Raw genomic sequence first — 15978 nt, forward strand, 5'->3', positions numbered from 1 at the left:
AGTCACGTCCCTTTCATGGCGCGGTCACTTCTTGCTGTCGATGACGGCCTCCATGACGTTCTTCGCGATCGGTGCCGCGAGGCCGCCGCCGGAGATGTCGTCGCGGACGGCGTTCTCGTCCTCGATCACCACGGCCACGGCGACGGGCGAGCTGCCGTCGTCGGCCTTGGCGTACGAGATGAACCAGGCGTAGGGGTTCTCGCTGTTGTCGACACCGTGCTGTGCGGTACCGGTCTTGCCGCCCACCTTGACGCCGTCGATCTTGGCGTTGGTTCCCGTGCCGTCCTCGACCACGGTCTCCATCATCGACTGGAGGATCTGGGCGTTGTCCGCGGACAGCGGCTTGCTCATCTCCTCGGGGTCGGTCTTCTCGACGGTGTCGAGGCCCGGGCCCTGGAGTTCGTCGACCATGTACGGCTTCATCAGGGTGCCGTTGTTGGCGATGGCCGAGGTGACCATGGCCATCTGCAGCGGGGTGGCGGCGGTGTTGAACTGGCCGATGGAGGAGAGCGCGACCTGGGAGTCGTTCATGCCGTCGGAGAAGACGGAGGCGCTGGAGCGGACCGGGACGAACTGCTCCTCGGTGAAGCCGAACTTCTTGGCCGTCTCCAGCATCTTGTCGTTGCCGAGGTCGTAACCGAGCTTGCCGAAGACGGTGTTGCAGGAGACGCGCAGAGCCTCGCGGAGGGTGGCGTTCTCGCAGGGGATGTTGCCCTCGTTCTTCAGCTCGGTGCTGGTGCCGGGCATCGTCCAGGGCAGCGGGGAGTCGGTCTTCTCGTCGGCCGAGTCGTACTTCCCGTGCTCCAGGGCCGCCGCCGCGGTGACCACCTTGAAGGTGGATCCGGGCGGGTAGACCTCGCGCAGCGCGCGGTTGAGCATCGGGTCGTCGGGGTTGTTCTTCTTCTGGAGCTTGTTCCAGGCCTCGCCGGCCGCGTCGTTGCTGCCCGCGATGACGGTGGGGTCGTACGACGGGTACGAGGCCATCGAGAGGATCTTGCCGGTGGACGGTTCGATCGCGACGACGGCGCCCTTGGCGCCCTGCTTCTTCAGACCGTCGTAGGCGGCCTTCTGGGCGGCGCCGTTGAGGGTGGTGACGACGTTGCCGCCCTCGCGCTTCTTGCCCGTGATCATGTCGAGGGTGTTGCGGAAGAAGAGCCGGTCGTCGTTGCCGGTGAGGATGCCGTCGTCGATGGACTCGAGCTGGGTGGCGCCGAAGGCCTGGGAGACGTACCCGGTGACGGGCGCCCACATGGCGCCGTCCTTGTAGGTCCGCTTGTACTTGAAGTCGCCCTCGGTGGTGGCGTGTCCGGTGATGGCCTTGCCGTCGACGATGATGTCGCCGCGGGGACTGGCGTACCGCTCGATGGCGACCCGGCGGTTGTGCTCGTCCTCCTTCAGCTCGTCGGCCTGGACGTACTGGAGCCAGTTGTCCCGGATGAGGAGGGTGAGGACCAGGAGGCCGCAGAAAAGCGCGATTCGGCGCAGTGGCTTGTTCACGGTCGGACCACCTGGGTCATCTCGGCGTCGGGGTTGGCGGGCGCGGCGGGTGCCGGCCTGCGCGCGGTGTCGCTGATGCGCAGCAGGATGCCGATCAACGCCCAGTTGGCGATGACGGAGGAACCGCCGTAGGCCAGGAAAGGCATGGTCATACCGGTGAGCGGGATGAGGCCCATGACACCGCCGGCGACGACGAAGACCTGGAGGGCGAAGGCTCCGGAGAGGCCGATGGCGAGGAGCTTGCCGAAGGGGTCGCGGGCGGCGAGGGCGGTGCGCACGCCGCGTTCCACGATCAGGGCGTAGAGCAGGAGCAGGGCCATCAGGCCGGCGAGGCCGAGTTCCTCGCCGAAGGTGGCGAGGATGAAGTCGGAGTTGGCGGCGAAGCGGATCAGCTCGGAGTGGCCCTGGCCCCAGCCGGTGCCGAGGGTGCCGCCGGAGCCGAAGGCCCACAGGGCCTGCATGGCCTGCTCGGAGTGGCCGACCTGGCCGGCGCGGGAGAGCGTGTACTCGCGCATCGGGTCGAGCCAGGCGTCGACGCGCTGCTGGATGTGGGGTTCGAAGGTGGCCACACCGACGGCGCCGACGGCGGACATCAGCAGACCGAAGACGATCCAGCTGGTCCGCTCGGTCGCGACGTACAGCATGATCACGAACATGCCGAAGAACAGCAGTGAGGTGCCGAGGTCGGTCTCGAAGACCAGGATCAGGATCGAGACGATCCAGACGACCAGGATGGGGCCGAGGTCGCGGCCGCGCGGCAGGTAGAGGCCCATGAAGCGGCGGCTGGCCAGGGCGAGCGCGTCGCGTTTCACCATCAGGTAGCCGGCGAAGAAGATCGCCAGGACGATCTTGGCGAACTCACCGGGCTGGATGGAGAAGGAGCCGACCTGGATCCAGATCTTGGCGCCGTAGATGTTCTTGCCGAGGCCCGGTACGAGCGGGAGCAGCAGCAGGAACAGGGCCGTGACCATGGAGATGTAGGTGTAGCGCTGCAGGACGCGGTGGTCCTTGAGGAAGACCATCACGGCGACGAACAGGGCGATGCCCATCGCGGTGTACATCAGCTGGCGGGGTGCGGCGGTGCCGGCCTGCTTGATGTCCTGGAGCAGTTCCGACTGGTCCAGGCGCCAGATGGCGACGAGTCCGAGGCCGTTGAGCAGCGTGGCCAGCGGCAGCAGCAGCGGGTCCGCGTACGGCGCGAACTTGCGCACGACGAGGTGGCCGACGCCGGCCAGCAGGCCGAGGCCGAATCCGTAGCTCAGCAGCCCCGCGGGCACCTCGTCGTTGATGGCGAGGCCCACGTTGGCGTAGGCGAAGACCGGGATGAGGACGGCGAACACGAGCAGAGCCAGCTCGGTGTTGCGCCGGCTCGGGGCGCCGATGGCGCCGATCGTGGACGTGTGGTGCGTCGACGGGTTGGTAGTACTGCTCATCGTGTGACAGGGCCTCTCACGGCTTGCCTACTGCTTACCGCACAGCGAGACGACCTTCTGCTCTTCCTCCGAGAGGGTCGGTCCTGAGCCTGGAGTGGGTGCGGTCGTGGACGGGGACTCGGACGATTCGGGTGCCTCGGGCGAGCCCGACGGGTTCGGGCTGGGTGAGGCCTTGGACGTGAAGGAGGCGGGAGTGGTTCCCGTGGTGCCTCCGGCCTCGCCCTCACCCGTCTTCGCGTTCTTCTCGGTCTCCGCGGTGCGCCTGGCGGCCTGCTTCTTGCAGGCGGAGGCCTGGACCGCCAGTTCCTCGATCTTGGCCCTGGCGTCGTTGAGGTCGCCCTCGGGGATGGTGGCCTCGACCAGTTTCTGCTGGTAGGGCGGCAGGTACTTGAGTTCGATCTCGGGGTGGTCCTTCTGGACCTTGGAGAGCGAGACCCAGGCGAGGTCCTGGCTGATTCCCCGGTACAGCGCGAGGTGGTCGTCGTTGGTGCCGACGTAGTACTGGGTCTGGGTCCAGCGCCAGCCGCCGTAGGTGCCGCCGCCGATGACGGCGAGGGCGAGGACGGTGTAGAGGGACCGCTTGAGCCACTTGCGGCTCTTGCGGGGCTTGACGAAGTCGTCGGGGCCGTAGTCGTCGAAGCCGCCGGCCGGGATGAAGCCGGTGACGTCGCCGCTGCCGGGCGGGCCGAACTCGCCGCCCCCGCCGCGCTGTCCGCCCGGCCTGCCGAGGCCCGCGGCGCGCCCGGCCGGGGTCTGCATGATGCCGTTGTCGCCCATCTGGGCCTGGTTCTCGGCGACGGCGCCGACGACCACGGGGGTGTCGGAGAGCTGCCCGGCGAGGGTGTCGCCGGTGTCGAGGTCGAGGACGTCGGCGACGATGACGGTGATGTTGTCGGGGCCGCCGCCGCGCAGGGCGAGCTGGATCAGCTCCTGGACGGTCTCCTGGGGGCCCTGGTAGCTGGCGAGGGTGTCCTCCATCGTCTGGTGGGAGACGACGCCGGAGAGTCCGTCGGAGCAGATCAGGTAGCGGTCGCCGGCCCGTACCTCGCGGATGGACAGGTCGGGCTCGACGTGGTCGCCGCTGCCGAGGGCGCGCATCAGCAGGGAGCGCTGCGGGTGGGTGCCCGCCTCCTCCTCGGTGATCCGTCCCTCGTCGACGAGGCGCTGCACCCAGGTGTGGTCCTGGGTGATCTGGGTGAGGACGCCGTCGCGCAGCAGGTAGGCGCGGGAGTCGCCGACGTGGACCATGCCCAGGCGCTGCCCGGTCCACAGCAGGGCGGTCAGGGTGGTGCCCATGCCCTCCAGGGCGGGGTCCTCCTCGACCATCTGCCGCAGCTGGTCGTTGGCGCGCTGGACGGCGTGGCCGAGGGAGGTGAGGACGTCGGAGCCGGGCACGTCGTCGTCGAGGGCGACGATGGTGGAGATCACCTCGGAGGAGGCGACCTCACCGGCGGCCTGGCCGCCCATGCCGTCGGCGATGGCGAGCAGGCGCGGACCGGCGTAGCCGGAGTCCTCGTTGCCCTCCCGGATCATGCCCTTGTGGGAACCGGCGGCGAAGCGCAGTGACAGACTCATGCGCACCTCGCCCGTCGGCTCCGACTGCAGCCGGTCGTGTCGAGCCACACTGCCCACCCTCCGGTCGGGAGCGCGCCGGGGCCCGGGGTGCCGGCCGCCGCTGCGTGCTCGCTCCGCTCGCGCTCATTCATTGGTGTAGCACTACTTCCGCAGCTCGATGACGGTCTTGCCGATGCGGATCGGCGCCCCGGGGCCAATCGGTGTGGGAGTCGTCAGCCGGGCCCGGTCCAGGTAGGTGCCGTTGGTGGAGCCCAGGTCCTCGACGATCCACTGGCCGTTCTGGTCCGGGTAGATCCTGGCATGACGGCTGGAGGCGTAGTCGTCGTCCAGCACGATCGTCGAGTCGTGTGCCCGGCCGAGCGTGATGGTCTGGCCCTGGAGGGCGACGGTGGTGCCGGTGAGGGTGCCCTCCGTCACGACCAGCTTGGTGGGCGCGCCGCGGCGGCCGCGGCCACCGCCGGACTGCTGGCGCTGCGGTGGAGGCGCCTGGCCCTGGCGCGTGGCGGTCTGCTGCGGTCGGGCGGCGTCGCGCCGCGCGCCGCGCTGGGTGACCCGCGTACCGAAGAGGTCGCTGCGGATGACCTGCACGGCCACGATCACGAACAGCCACAGTACGGCGAGAAAACCCAACCGCATGACCGTGAGGGTCAGCTCTGACATTGCCCCCGGATCACCCTTCGGCTTGCCTGTAGATAACGGTGGTGCTGCCCACGACGATCCGTGAGCCGTCGCGGAGCGTAGCGCGGGTGGTGTGCTGCCCGTCCACCACGATGCCGTTGGTGGACCCGAGATCCTGGATCGTCGAGGGCGTTCCGGTCCGGATCTCGCAGTGCCGGCGGGAGACGCCGGGGTCGTCGATCCGCACGTCGGCCTCGGTGCTGCGGCCCATCACGAGCGTCGCGCGGGAGATCTGGTGGCGGGTGCCGTTGATCTCGATCCAGTGGCGGGTGCGTCCGCCGGGTGCGGGTGCGGCCGGGGGCTGCTGGCCGCCGGCGGGCTGCGGGTAGCCGTAGCCGCCGGGACGGCCGCCGGGCGGCGGCGCGGACGGCATGGGCGGGGCGCCCGCGGGGGCGGCGGCCGGCGGGTAGCCGTACCCCCCGCCCGGTCCGGCGGGCCGTGCGGGCGGGGCCGGGGGTGCGGCGGCGGCCGGGCCGCCCTGGTGGCTGGTGGAGGAGGCGAGCGTACGGCTGCGCACCCGGTACAGGCCGGTGTCGAGGTCGTCCGCCTTCTCCAGGTGGACCTTGATCGGTCCCATGAAGGTGTAGCGCTGCTGCTTGGCGTAGTCGCGGACCATGCCGGCCAGCTCGTCGCCGAGCTGTCCGGAGTAGGGGCTGAGGCGCTCGAAGTCGGGTGTGCTCAGTTCCACGATGAAGTCGTTGGGCACGACGGTGCGGTCGCGGTTCCAGATGGTCGCGTTGTTGTCGCATTCGCGCTGGAGCGCTCCCGCGATCTCCACGGGCTGCACCTCGGACTTGAACACCTTCGCGAAGGTGCCGTTGACCAGACCTTCGAGACGCTGCTCGAACTTCTTCAGGACTCCCATGGGGCACCTCCTCCGTCGCTGCCGTCCTGTCGACTGCCTTGCGTACTGCTGCCTTGCGCCGTGCTGCCTTGCGTCGTGCTGCCTCGCGCAGTGCCGTGCGTCCGTGCACTGCCCACCTGGTACTGCTTACTGATCGTATCCACGCGCCGGTCGATCGGCTGGTTCCCCCTGTCGGCCCGGTCGACGGGTGTCGACGCCTGACGGAGTTCCCGCCGGAGCTCCCCTTCGAACTCCCGCGGGCCTTCGGGATGTGCTCCCGCAGGTAACTCATGCCCAGGATCGTAGAGGCGGCCGCAGACCAGTGTCCCGCACCTGAGTGCGGTCCCCCACCGGCTCCTGGGGAGACGGGTAGGACCGGTACGAGGTTGATACGTGAACGGCCACGGACCGGGACGAGTGCCCGAAGGAGGTCGGGCGCCCCGGTCCGCCGGGGGAAAGGGATGTGAATCGACCCCTGTCAGCGTGCTAATGTTCTGGTGTCGGAAGGCGCCGGACCGCAAGGAAAAGCCCGGAAGACACACCCAATGCGCGGGTGGCGGAATAGGCAGACGCGCTGGATTCAGGTTCCAGTGCCCGCAAGGGCGTGGGGGTTCAACTCCCCCCTCGCGCACCAGCCGGAAGCCCCCCAGGTCTCGGACCTGGGGGGCTTCCGCATGTCCGGGTGCGGTGACCCGTGACGCGTGCGTTGTGAGGAAGGTCTCAGGACTCCGACTGCCACAGAGCCGGCACGTTCGGCGGCTCCCAGCCGGTCATCGCGGTGTGCGCCTGGAGACAGCGGTAGGAGCGGCCGCCGTACGTCACCCGGTCGCCGGAGGTGTAGGCGTGGCCGCTCGCCCAGGTGCCGCCCGGCGGGTCGGTGGGCGGGTCGGTCGGCGGATCCGTGGGGCCGGTGTCGCCGTCGACGTTCAGGACGAAGTCGAAGGTGCCCTCCTTGCCGCCACCGGCGCCGCGGACGTTCATCAGCAGGGCCGGGTCGAAGATCATGTCCGTGCTGTTGCGGGGCTCGCCGGGGAAGTAGAGCTGGGTGGTGAGCACGGGCTCGCCGGGGGCCTGCACCTTGACGTGGATGTGCCGGGTACGGCCGGGATAGAGACCGGGCACGATCGTCTTCAGGGCGAAGGCGCCGGTGGCACCGGTGAACTGGTGGCCGCGGAAGGTGTACCCGGCCATGTCGTAGTCGCCGTAGTCGTCGGCCTGCCAGAAGTCGAGGAGCACGCCGGACAGCGGGACGCAGTTGCGGCCGAAGACGTAGCCGCTGACGGTCAGCGGAGTGCCCGGGGTGCCGGGGGTCACCAGGTTGGTCCGCAACGGGGAGTTCGGCTTGAAGTACGGGCCCTCCATCTGGTCGGGCGTCAGGTCGTCGCCGTCGTCGCAGTACGGGGTCGGCGTCAGCCGCTGCCCGTCGCCCGAGCGGGCGGCGTCCCGGGCCAGCGCGACGCCGCCGGTGGCGAGCAGCGGGATGGCGGCACCGGCGGCGACGGCCGCTCTGAGCAGCGTCTTGCGGCTGATCCCGCGGTCGGCGCCGGAGCCCGGGCCGGGCCTGGGCCCGGGCTCGTCAGGAGTGGTGGGGGTGTCGGAGGTCATGGCGGTTCCTCGGTCTCCTCGGTGAGTGGTCCCTGGGGAAGCTGGACGGGACGTGCGACATCCGGGACGTCGGGGACAGGGAGCGCGCCCGTCGGCGCGGGGCAGGCTGCTGTTGCTGCGGCGGGCGCGCTCCGTGGTGATCGCTGGCCACCGTAGGCGCGCCGCGGGGGCCGGCGGCACCTCCTGTTTCACCCCCTGCCCGGCGTTATGCGGGCGGCGGGCAGGGCCCGTGTACGGGCGGTGCGGCCGGCGGTACGGTCGTGGCGCGCCGGAGCCCGGGGCGGCCGGGGTGGCCGGTCGGGCGCGACGCGGTACGACGCCGTACGGCACACACGTGACGCACGGGTGCGGACGAGCACGACGAGCACGACGAGTACTACGAGCACGACGAGGACGGGGAGGGCGGCCGGGATGACCGGGGCGACGGCGGGGACGGGCACGGAGGCGGCGACCGGGGAGGCGGCGACCCGGGTGGTGCCGGTGGCGCGTGCGGACGGGGGCGGGGACGGGGGCGGGGGCGCCGAGCCGACGGCCGGTGCGGCGCGGGGCGGCCGGGTGCCGTACGTCCCGGGGTTCGCGCGGTGGCCCGTGGCCGGTTCGCCGAAGGCCGAGGGCAAGGCGCTGCGCACGCGCGTCCCGCGGTCCGCGCACGCCACGCTCGGCCTGGACGCCGCCCGGCCGGACGCGGTGAGCGCGGTCGAGGAGTCCAGCCGGGGCCGGATACCGGGGCTGGCCCCGATCCGCGCCGGGCGGATGGCGGCCACGCCGTTCGCGTTCCTGCGCGGGTCGGCGGGCCTGATGGCGTACGACCTGGCGCGCACGCCCGTGACCGGGATCGGCGCCCAGATCTGCGGTGACGCGCACGCCGCCAACTTCGGGCTCTACGGGGACGCCCGCGGCGGTCTGGTCATCGACCTGAACGACTTCGACGAGACGGTCCACGGCCCCTGGGAGTGGGACCTCAAGCGGCTCGCCGCCTCCCTCGTGCTCGCGGGCCGGGAGGCCGGCGCCGACGAGGACACCTGCCGCGAGGCCGCCCACGACGCGGCGGGCGCCTACCGGCGCACCATGCGGCTGCTGGCGAGGCTCCCCGCGCTGGACGCCTGGAACGCCATCGCCGACGAGGAACTGGTCTCCCACACCGACGCCCACGACCTGCTCGGCACCCTCGAGCGGGTCTCCGAGAAGGCGCGGGCCAACACCAGCGGGCGCTTCGCCGCGAAGTCGACCGAGCCGACCGAGGACGGCGGGCGGCGCTTCGTGGACGCCGCGCCGGTGCTGCGCCGGGTGACGGACGCCGAGGCGGCGGCGGTCGCGGGCGCCCTGGAGGCGTACCCGGCCACCCTCTCCGAGGACCGGCTGCCGCTGCTGGCCCGGTACGCCGTGCACGACGTCGCCTTCCGCGTCGTCGGCACCGGCAGCGTGGGCACGCGGTCGTACGTCGTGCTGCTCCTGGACCACCGGGGCGAACCGCTCGTGCTCCAGGTCAAGGAGGCCCGGCCCTCCGCGCTGCTGCCGCACCTCGCCGCCGCCGGCTTCGAGGCGCCCGAGGCCGCGCACGAGGGCCGCCGGGTCGTCATGGGGCAGAAGCGGATGCAGGTGGTCAGCGACATCCTGCTGGGCTGGACCTCGGTCGACGGACGGCCCTTCCAGGTACGGCAGTTCCGCAACCGCAAGGGCAGCGTCGACCCGGCGGCCCTGGCCGCCGACCAGCTGGACGACTACGGCCGCATGACCGGCGCCCTGCTGGCCCGGGCCCACGCGCACAGCGCCGACCCGCGGACCGTCGCGGGCTACTGCGGCAAGAACGACGAACTGGACGAGGCGGTGGCCGTCTTCGCCGTCACCTACGCCGACCGCACCGAGGCGGACCACGCGGAGCTGGTGGGCGCGGTGCGCACGGGGCGGATCGCGGCGGAGCTGGGGGTGTGAGCGGAGCCGGGGTGTGAGCGGAGCCGGGGTGTGAGGAGGGCCGGGGCGCGAGGGGGCCGGGGGTGTGAACGCAGCCGGGGTGTGAGGGGGCGGGGGCCGCGCGGGCGGCTCCCCGGGTCCGCAGGCCCTAGGCTGGTCGGGTGACGACGCCCGAAGCTGAGCCCGAGCAGGGGGGTGCGCCGCGTCCCGAGGAACGGCTGGAACAGGCCGTACGGGCCGCCGAGCAGGCACTCATCGAGTACGAGATCGCCCTGGAGACCTTCCGCGTGGAGGTCGAGAACTTCTCGCGGCTGCACGAGCAGCGGCTCGGCCCGGTGTACGCCCGGCTCGAGGAGCTGGAGGCGCAGATCCTGGAGGCGAGGGCGGCCCGCACGGGCGACGCCGACGACCGGCGCCGGGCGGACGAGGCGCGGGCCCGGCTGATGCCGATCCCCGGGGTCGAGGAGCTGCTGAACGGCTGGATGGACGGGGACGGGCTGTTCCCGGAGGCCACCGCGATGCTCACGGACCGGGCGGTACGGCCCCCGCAGCGGGTCCGGCCGAGCGAGGAGGCCCGCAAGCTCTACCGCGAGCTGGCCCGCAAGGCCCACCCCGACCTGGCCCAGGAGGAGGCCGAGCGGGCCCGGCGCGAGGAGTTCATCACCCGTGTCAACGCCGCCTACGCCCGCGGTGACGAGGCGGAGCTGCGGGAGCTGGCCGAGGAGTGGGCCGCCGGGCCGGTGCCCGAGCGGCGCCCGAGTCGCGGCGAGGAGCTGTACGTCCGCCTCGAATGGCTCGACCGGCGCAAGGAGCTGCTCACGCTGCTCGCCAAGGAGCTGGAGGAGAGCGCGATCGGCGCCATGCTCAGGCTGGCCCCGGACGACCCCGACCGGCTCCTCGACGAGATCGCCGAGCAGCTGGCGACCCAGGTGCGCGAGCGGGAGGCCGAGCTGGCGGCCGCGCTCGCACAGGACTGAGCCGGGCGGCCGGCTCGGGTAGCGTCTGGGGCATGAGTTTCGGAGCTGGTGTGCCCACGGTCGGCATCGAGGACCTCGCGGACGGCGACTTCCTGCTGGACGTCCGGGAGGACGACGAGTGGCAGGCGGGTCATGCCGCCGGGGCGTTGCACATTCCCCTCAGCGAGTTCGTGGCCCGGTACGGTGAGCTGGCCGAGGCCGCGCCGCAGGACGCCCGGGTGCACGTGCTCTGCCGGGTCGGGGGCCGCTCGGCGCAGGTCACCATGTACCTGGTCCAGCAGGGCGTCGACGCGGTGAACGTCGACGGGGGCATGCAGGAGTGGGCCGCGGCCGGGCGTCCCGTGGTGGACGACAAGGGCGCTCCGGGTCACGTTCTCTAGGCTGTCCCCCGCCGGATGTGGCGACTGCCACGCTGCGGTCGGCCCATCGGGGGCTGTGCGGGTGGCCGGTCCTGAGTACCGTTCGCGTGCCAACGTCGCCGAGCAGCCGCGAGGGTGGCGCGTGGGCGCCCCCGGCGGGGCGGGCGGATGGACGGATCGGGACCGAACGGGGCGGAATGGACGCGTACGACAAGGGCTCGGACGCCCGGCAAGGTCAGGGGCAAGGGCAAGGGCAAGGGCAAGGGCAAGGGCAAGGGCAAGGGCAAGGGCAAGGGCAGGGCCGTCCGGGCGGTGAAGCGGGGCGGGAGGGGACCGGTGAGACGGCCGCCGAACCCGCCGGGGCTACCGAAACTGCCGAACCCGCCGGGGCTGCCGAGCCCGCTGAGCGCGCCGCGGCTGTCGAGCGGGCCGGTGCTGTCGGGGCGGCGGCGGGGGCTTCCGGACCCGTAGGGACCTCCGCGGACGTCCAGGCCGCCGTAGCCGATGGGGCCGCTGGGGCCGCTGGGGTCGCCACCTGCGAGGATGCCGGACCCGCCGGTGCCCTGCTTGCCACCGGGCCCACCGCGGTCACCGGGCCCACCGGGGTCGCCGCGCTCTCCCCGCGTTACCAGGTCGGTGCCGTGGTCGCCCTGGCGGTGGTCGCGGTCGCCGTCTGTGCCCACATAGGCCTGGTGTTCCTGCACGTGGCCCCGTCCAACACCCTGACCAAGCAGCACGGTTCCGTGGTGGACGAGTGGGTCTTCCCCGAGTTCGAGCAGAACTGGAAGCTCTTCGCTCCCAACCCCCTCCAGCAGAACGTCTCCGTCCAGCTCCGGGCGGAGGTCAGCACGGCGGACGGCGAGATACGGACGACCCGCTGGTACGACCTGTCGGCCGAGGACGGCCGGGCCATCGACGGCAATCCGCTGCCGAGCCACACCCAGCAGAACGAACTGCGCCGGGCCTGGGACTTCTTCGTCGCCAGCCACGACTCCGAGGACCGCCCGGTGGGAGTGCGGGGCACGCTCTCCGAGACGTATCTGCGGCGCATCGCGCTCCTGCGCCTGGACCGTGGCGGTGCCGCCGGACCCGGGGACGTCGTCGAGCGCGTCCAGTACCGTTCCCGCACGACCAACGTGGAGCCGCCCCCGTGGAGCGGTGAGAAGGTCTCCGACCGTCCGACCGTCCGCGAGCTGCCCTGGTGGTCCGTGGCCGCGGAGAACCGGGGCAGCAGGGCCGGGAAGTCCGGGAAGTCCGGGCAGGCCGCGCAGGAAGGGGGCGCCGCGTGAACGCCGCCGTCCTCTCCGTCTCCCGCGGCATCGCCCGCGTCACGGGTGCCGCGCTCGGCCCGTACCAGACGGCCGTGATCCGCATCGGTTTCAGCGCCACCTGGCTGCTCTTCCTGCTGCGCGAACTGCCCCACCGGAACGAGCTGTACGGCCCCGACGGGCCCTGGAGCCACGATCTCGCCGAGCAGTTGCTCTCGGACAACGGCGCCTTCACGGCGTTGATGTGGTCGGACGGGCGGGCCTGGTTCGAGATCGTCTACGCGGTGGCCGTGCTGAGCAGCGTGCTGCTCCTGCTGGGCTGGCGCACCCGGACCATGTCCGTGCTGTTCATGGTCGGCGTGCTCTCGCTGCAGAACCGCAGCGTCTTCATGGGGGACGGCGGCGACAACGTCGTGCACCTGATGAGCATCTACCTGGTCCTCACCCGGTGCGGCCGGGTGTGGTCGCTGGACGCCCGCCGTGCCCGGCGCGCGGCGGCGGCACGCGCGCGTGGCGAGCGGGTCGAGGACCGGGTCGGGCCGGTGCTGTGGTGCGCCCTGGGGTTCCTGCTGCTCACGGTGACGCTGGCGGGCGGTCTCGACGGCGACTGGTTCGTCCCGGCGCTGCTGTGGGCGGTGTGGGTCGCGCTGGGCCTGTGGTGGGCCGTGGGGCGGGGCGGAGAGGGCAGTCAGCCGCGGATCCTGCTCGACGTGGTCACCAACATCGTGCACAACGGCGCGCTGGTCGTGATCATGGCCGAGGCCTGTCTGATCTACGCGACGGCCGGCTGGTACAAGATCCAGGGTTCCCGCTGGCAGGACGGCACGGCCGTCTACTACCCGCTGCACCTGGACTACTTCTCACCGTGGCCCGCCCTCTCCGACGCGCTGGCCGCCAGCGGCACGATGGTCATGCTCATCACGTACGGCACGGTCGCGGTCCAGGTCGCCTTCCCGTTCACGCTGTTCAACCGGCGGGTCAAGAACGTGCTGCTCGCCGCGATGATGATCGAGCACGCGGTGATCGCCGTGACGCTCGGGCTGCCGTTCTTCTCGCTGGCGATGATCGCCGCCGACGCGGTCTTCCTGCCCACCTCGTTCCTGCGCCGGCTGGGCGGCTGGGCGGCACGCGCGCGTGGCAGGCTGTTCGGCCGCGGGCCCTCGGGGGGCCTGGCAAAGGCACCGGACGGGGGCGGGCGCGGGGACGGGTCCGGTCGTACGGCGACGGTGCCCGGGCCGCGGGCCCGGGAGGCCGGGGGGTCGGTGGCCGGTACGGGCGCGGTGGACGGGAAGGACGCCGACCCCACGCACGTAGGCTTCCGGGCATGACCGACCCCGGACCAGACCCCGGACCAGATCCCGGACCCGACTGCGGCCCGCCGGCCGCCTGGCACCGGAACGCCGGCCGGTGCGTGCTGCTGGACGGTTTCCACGCCCTCAAGCACGCGCTGCGCTTCGGCGCCGAGGTGCCGGTGGCGGTCACGAGCGACCGCGCCGGTGCCCTGGCCCTCGCCGGCGAGCTGGCGCCGGACGTGCGCGAGGTGCTGGCGGGGCTGTTGACCGAGGTGTCGCGGGAGGTGTACGCGTCGCTCGTCGCGCGGCCGCACCCCACGGCGGTGGCCGCGCTGGCCGTACGGCCCTCGCGGGCGGCCGGGCTGGAGGCGCTGGCGCGCACGCCCCGCCGCGCCCCCGTCGTGGTCCTCGACCAGCCGCGCAACCTCGGCAACGCGGGGGCGGTGATCCGGCTGGCCGCCGGTTTCGGCGCGACCGGTGTGGTCACCACCGGCACGCTCGACCCCTGGCACCCCACGGTGGTGCGCGGCGGGGCGGGGCTGCACTTCGCGACCGTGGTGGAGCGGCTGGAGGTCGCCGGGCTGCCGCCGGGACCGCTGTTCGCGCTGGACCCGGAGGGCGAGGACATCCGGGGACTGGAGCTGCCGGACGACGCGCTGCTCGCGTTCGGCTCCGAGCGCAGCGGGCTCACACCCGAGCTGCGCGCGCGGGCCGACCGTCTGGTGGCGCTGCCGATGCGCCCCCAGGTGTCCAGCTACAACCTCGCGACCAGTGTGGCCATGACGCTGTACCACTGGAGCGCCGGCGGGGGCGCACCGCGGGTGCCCTAGGGTCCCTGTCTCAGGCCGGGCGGCGGACCTCCACCACCCGGAAGCGGTTGGCGACGAACGCGCCGTCGCACAGAGCCGCGTTGGCCGCCGGGTTGCCGCCGGAGCCGTGGAAGTCGGAGAAGGCGGCCGTCTGGTTGACGTACACCCCGCCGGTGAGGTTCAGGGAGAGCTGGGCCGCCTCGTCCAGGCAGACCTCCTGCACGGCCTCCTCGACCTCCGGGTCGGTCGTGTACGCGCCCGCCGTCATCGCGCCCTTCTCCCGGACGCTGCGGCGCAGCAGCTCCACGGCGTGGTCGGCGGAGTCGACGGCGACCGCGAAGGAGACCGGGCCGAAGCACTCGCTGGTGTAGGCGGCCTCGTCCTCGGGCTTGGCGCCGTCCAGCTTGACGATCACCGGGGTGCGCACGACCGCGTCCGGGAACTCCGGGTTGGTCACCTCGCGGGAGGCCAGGGCCACCTCGCCGAGACCGGCGGCGGCCTCCAGGCGGGCCTTGACGTCCGGGTTGACGATCGCGCCGAGCAAGGCGTTCGCCCGGGCGTCGTCGCCGAGGAGGCCGTCGACGGCGCGGGCCAGGTCGGCGGTGACCTCGTCGTAGGACTTGGCGCCCTGGTCGGTGCGGATGCCGTCGCGGGGGATCAGCAGGTTCTGCGGGGTGGTGCACATCTGGCCGCTGTACAGGGAGAGCGAGAAGGCCAGGTTGGCGAGCATGCCCTGGTAGTCGTCGGTCGACTCCACGATCACCGTGTTGACGCCGGCCTTCTCCGTGTACACCTGGGCCTGGCGGGCGTTGGCCTCCAGCCAGTCGCCGAAGGCGGTGGAGCCGGTGTAGTCGATGATCCGGATCTCCGGGCGGGTGGCCAGGGTCTTGGCGATGCCCTCGCCGGGGCGCTCGGCGGCCAGCGCGACCAGGTTCGGGTCGAAGCCGGCCTCGGTGAGGACGTCCCGGGCGACCTGGACGGTGAGCGCGAGCGGCAGCACCGCGCGGGGGTGGGGCTTGACCAGGACCGCGTTGCCGGTGGCGAGGGAGGCGAACAGGCCCGGGTAGCCGTTCCACGTCGGGAAGGTGTTGCAGCCGACGACCAGGCCGATGCCGCGCGGGACGGGCGTGAAGCGCTTGGTGAGCGCGAGCGGGTCGCGCTTGCCCTGCGGCTTGGTCCACTCCGCCGTCTCCGGGGTGCGGGACTGCTCCACGTACGCGTAGGCCACGGCCTCCATGCCGCGGTCCTGGGCGTGCGGGCCGCCCGCCTGGAAGGCCATCATGAAGGCCTGCCCCGAGGTGTGCATGACGGCCTGGGCGAACTCCATGGTCCGGGCGGCGATCCGCTGGAGGATCTCCAGGCAGACCATCGCGCGCAGCTCCGCGCCCGCGTCCCGCCACGCCTTCTGTCCGGCCCGCATGGCGGGCAGCAGCACGTCGAGGTCGGCGTGCGGATACTCCACGCCCAGCTCGACGCCGTAGGGGGAGACCTCGCCGCCGACCCAGCCGTCGGTGCCGGGCTGGCCGAGGTCGAGGCGGGTGCCGTGCAGGGCGTCGAAGGCGGCCTTGCCCGCGGCCGTGTCCAGGCTGCCGTTCTCCCCGTAAGCCTTGGGGTGCTCGGGGTGGGGGGACCAGTACGCGCGCGTGCGGATCGTCTCCAGCGCCAGGTCCAGGGTCGGCCGGTGCCGGGCGATCAGCTGGTGTGCGGTGAGTTCGGCGGCCATGCGGGAC

At 72.3% G+C, this 15978-nt stretch carries 13 protein-coding genes and 1 tRNA gene; 7 read left to right on the forward strand and 7 right to left on the reverse strand.

Annotation, left to right across the window (positions count from 1 at the left end; all coding sequences use genetic code 11):
- Positions 1-24: 24 nt before the first annotated feature.
- The 5 genes from R2E43_RS19200 to fhaA all read right to left on the reverse strand — a co-directional run bounded on the left by R2E43_RS19200 (position 25) and on the right by fhaA (position 6048).
- Complete coding sequence (locus tag R2E43_RS19200) at positions 25-1497, reverse strand: peptidoglycan D,D-transpeptidase FtsI family protein (RefSeq protein ID WP_003975087.1); 1473 nt, start codon at positions 1495-1497, stop codon at positions 25-27.
- Complete coding sequence (locus R2E43_RS19205; RefSeq protein WP_003975088.1) at positions 1494-2930, reverse strand: FtsW/RodA/SpoVE family cell cycle protein; 1437 nt, start codon at positions 2928-2930, stop codon at positions 1494-1496. The genes R2E43_RS19200 and R2E43_RS19205 overlap by 4 nt, the downstream gene beginning before the upstream one ends.
- A 27-nt stretch (positions 2931-2957) precedes the next feature.
- Entirely contained in the window at positions 2958-4505 is a 1548-nt protein-coding gene (locus tag R2E43_RS19210; protein ID WP_037897092.1) for a Stp1/IreP family PP2C-type Ser/Thr phosphatase, read from the reverse strand.
- A gap of 141 nt (positions 4506-4646) precedes the next feature.
- Complete coding sequence (gene fhaB, locus R2E43_RS19215) at positions 4647-5165, reverse strand: antibiotic biosynthesis regulator FhaB (protein WP_003975090.1); 519 nt, start codon at positions 5163-5165, stop codon at positions 4647-4649.
- A 10-nt stretch (positions 5166-5175) separates the two neighbouring features.
- Positions 5176-6048, reverse strand: a complete 873-nt coding sequence (fhaA, locus tag R2E43_RS19220) for an antibiotic biosynthesis regulator FhaA (protein WP_003975091.1) — start codon at positions 6046-6048, stop codon at positions 5176-5178.
- Between the two features lie 526 nt (positions 6049-6574).
- Here fhaA and R2E43_RS19225 point away from each other — a divergent pair.
- Positions 6575-6661 (forward strand) — tRNA-Leu (locus R2E43_RS19225).
- 86 nt (positions 6662-6747) lie between these two features.
- Here the strand turns inward: R2E43_RS19225 and R2E43_RS19230 are convergent.
- Entirely contained in the window at positions 6748-7632 is an 885-nt protein-coding gene (locus tag R2E43_RS19230) for a carbohydrate-binding protein (RefSeq protein WP_332056399.1), read from the reverse strand.
- Between the two features lie 411 nt (positions 7633-8043).
- Here R2E43_RS19230 and R2E43_RS19235 point away from each other — a divergent pair, with 411 nt between their 5' ends.
- The 6 genes from R2E43_RS19235 (at position 8044) to R2E43_RS19260 (ending at position 14269) form a co-directional block, all read left to right on the forward strand.
- On the forward strand, positions 8044-9564 hold the full coding sequence (locus R2E43_RS19235; protein WP_332056400.1) for a DUF2252 domain-containing protein: 1521 nt from the start codon (positions 8044-8046) through the stop codon (positions 9562-9564).
- Between the two features lie 140 nt (positions 9565-9704).
- Positions 9705-10520, forward strand: a complete 816-nt coding sequence (locus R2E43_RS19240) for a hypothetical protein (protein ID WP_003975094.1) — start codon at positions 9705-9707, stop codon at positions 10518-10520.
- Between the two features lie 50 nt (positions 10521-10570).
- The gene (locus tag R2E43_RS19245) at positions 10571-10900 is read left to right on the forward strand and encodes a rhodanese-like domain-containing protein (protein ID WP_003975095.1); all 330 of its coding nucleotides are present in this window, start codon (positions 10571-10573) and stop codon (positions 10898-10900) included.
- 620 nt (positions 10901-11520) lie between these two features.
- Entirely contained in the window at positions 11521-12168 is a 648-nt protein-coding gene (locus R2E43_RS39010) for a DUF5819 family protein (RefSeq protein ID WP_398650880.1), read from the forward strand.
- Complete coding sequence (locus tag R2E43_RS19255) at positions 12165-13475, forward strand: HTTM domain-containing protein (RefSeq protein WP_189283199.1); 1311 nt, start codon at positions 12165-12167, stop codon at positions 13473-13475. The genes R2E43_RS39010 and R2E43_RS19255 overlap by 4 nt, the downstream gene beginning before the upstream one ends.
- Positions 13472-14269, forward strand: coding sequence for a TrmH family RNA methyltransferase (locus R2E43_RS19260; protein ID WP_332056402.1), 798 nt, complete (start codon positions 13472-13474; stop codon positions 14267-14269). Before R2E43_RS19255 ends, R2E43_RS19260 begins: the two co-directional genes overlap by 4 nt.
- A gap of 10 nt (positions 14270-14279) precedes the next feature.
- Here the strand turns inward: R2E43_RS19260 and paaN are convergent, their stop codons facing one another.
- Positions 14280-15971, reverse strand: coding sequence for a phenylacetic acid degradation protein PaaN (gene paaN, locus R2E43_RS19265; RefSeq protein ID WP_332056403.1), 1692 nt, complete (start codon positions 15969-15971; stop codon positions 14280-14282).
- Between the last annotated feature and the right edge of the window lie 7 nt (positions 15972-15978).

It is taken from the genome of Streptomyces violaceoruber (genome assembly GCF_033406955.1).
In the GTDB taxonomy this organism is placed as follows: domain Bacteria; phylum Actinomycetota; class Actinomycetes; order Streptomycetales; family Streptomycetaceae; genus Streptomyces; species Streptomyces violaceoruber.

Bases quoted from the DNA above. Each gene is read 5' to 3' on its own strand.
- R2E43_RS19205 (WP_003975088.1), bottom strand. From the start codon at position 2,930: ATGAGCAGTACTACCAACCCGTCGACGCACCACACGTCCACGATCGGC.
- R2E43_RS19260 (WP_332056402.1), top strand. From the start codon at position 13,472: ATGACCGACCCCGGACCAGACCCCGGACCAGATCCCGGACCCGACTGC.
- R2E43_RS19210 (WP_037897092.1), bottom strand. From the start codon at position 4,505: ATGAGTCTGTCACTGCGCTTCGCCGCCGGTTCCCACAAGGGCATGATC.
- fhaA (WP_003975091.1), bottom strand. From the start codon at position 6,048: ATGGGAGTCCTGAAGAAGTTCGAGCAGCGTCTCGAAGGTCTGGTCAAC.
- paaN (WP_332056403.1), bottom strand. From the start codon at position 15,971: ATGGCCGCCGAACTCACCGCACACCAGCTGATCGCCCGGCACCGGCCG.
- fhaB (WP_003975090.1), bottom strand. From the start codon at position 5,165: ATGTCAGAGCTGACCCTCACGGTCATGCGGTTGGGTTTTCTCGCCGTA.
- R2E43_RS19230 (WP_332056399.1), bottom strand. From the start codon at position 7,632: ATGACCTCCGACACCCCCACCACTCCTGACGAGCCCGGGCCCAGGCCC.
- R2E43_RS19235 (WP_332056400.1), top strand. From the start codon at position 8,044: ATGACCGGGGCGACGGCGGGGACGGGCACGGAGGCGGCGACCGGGGAG.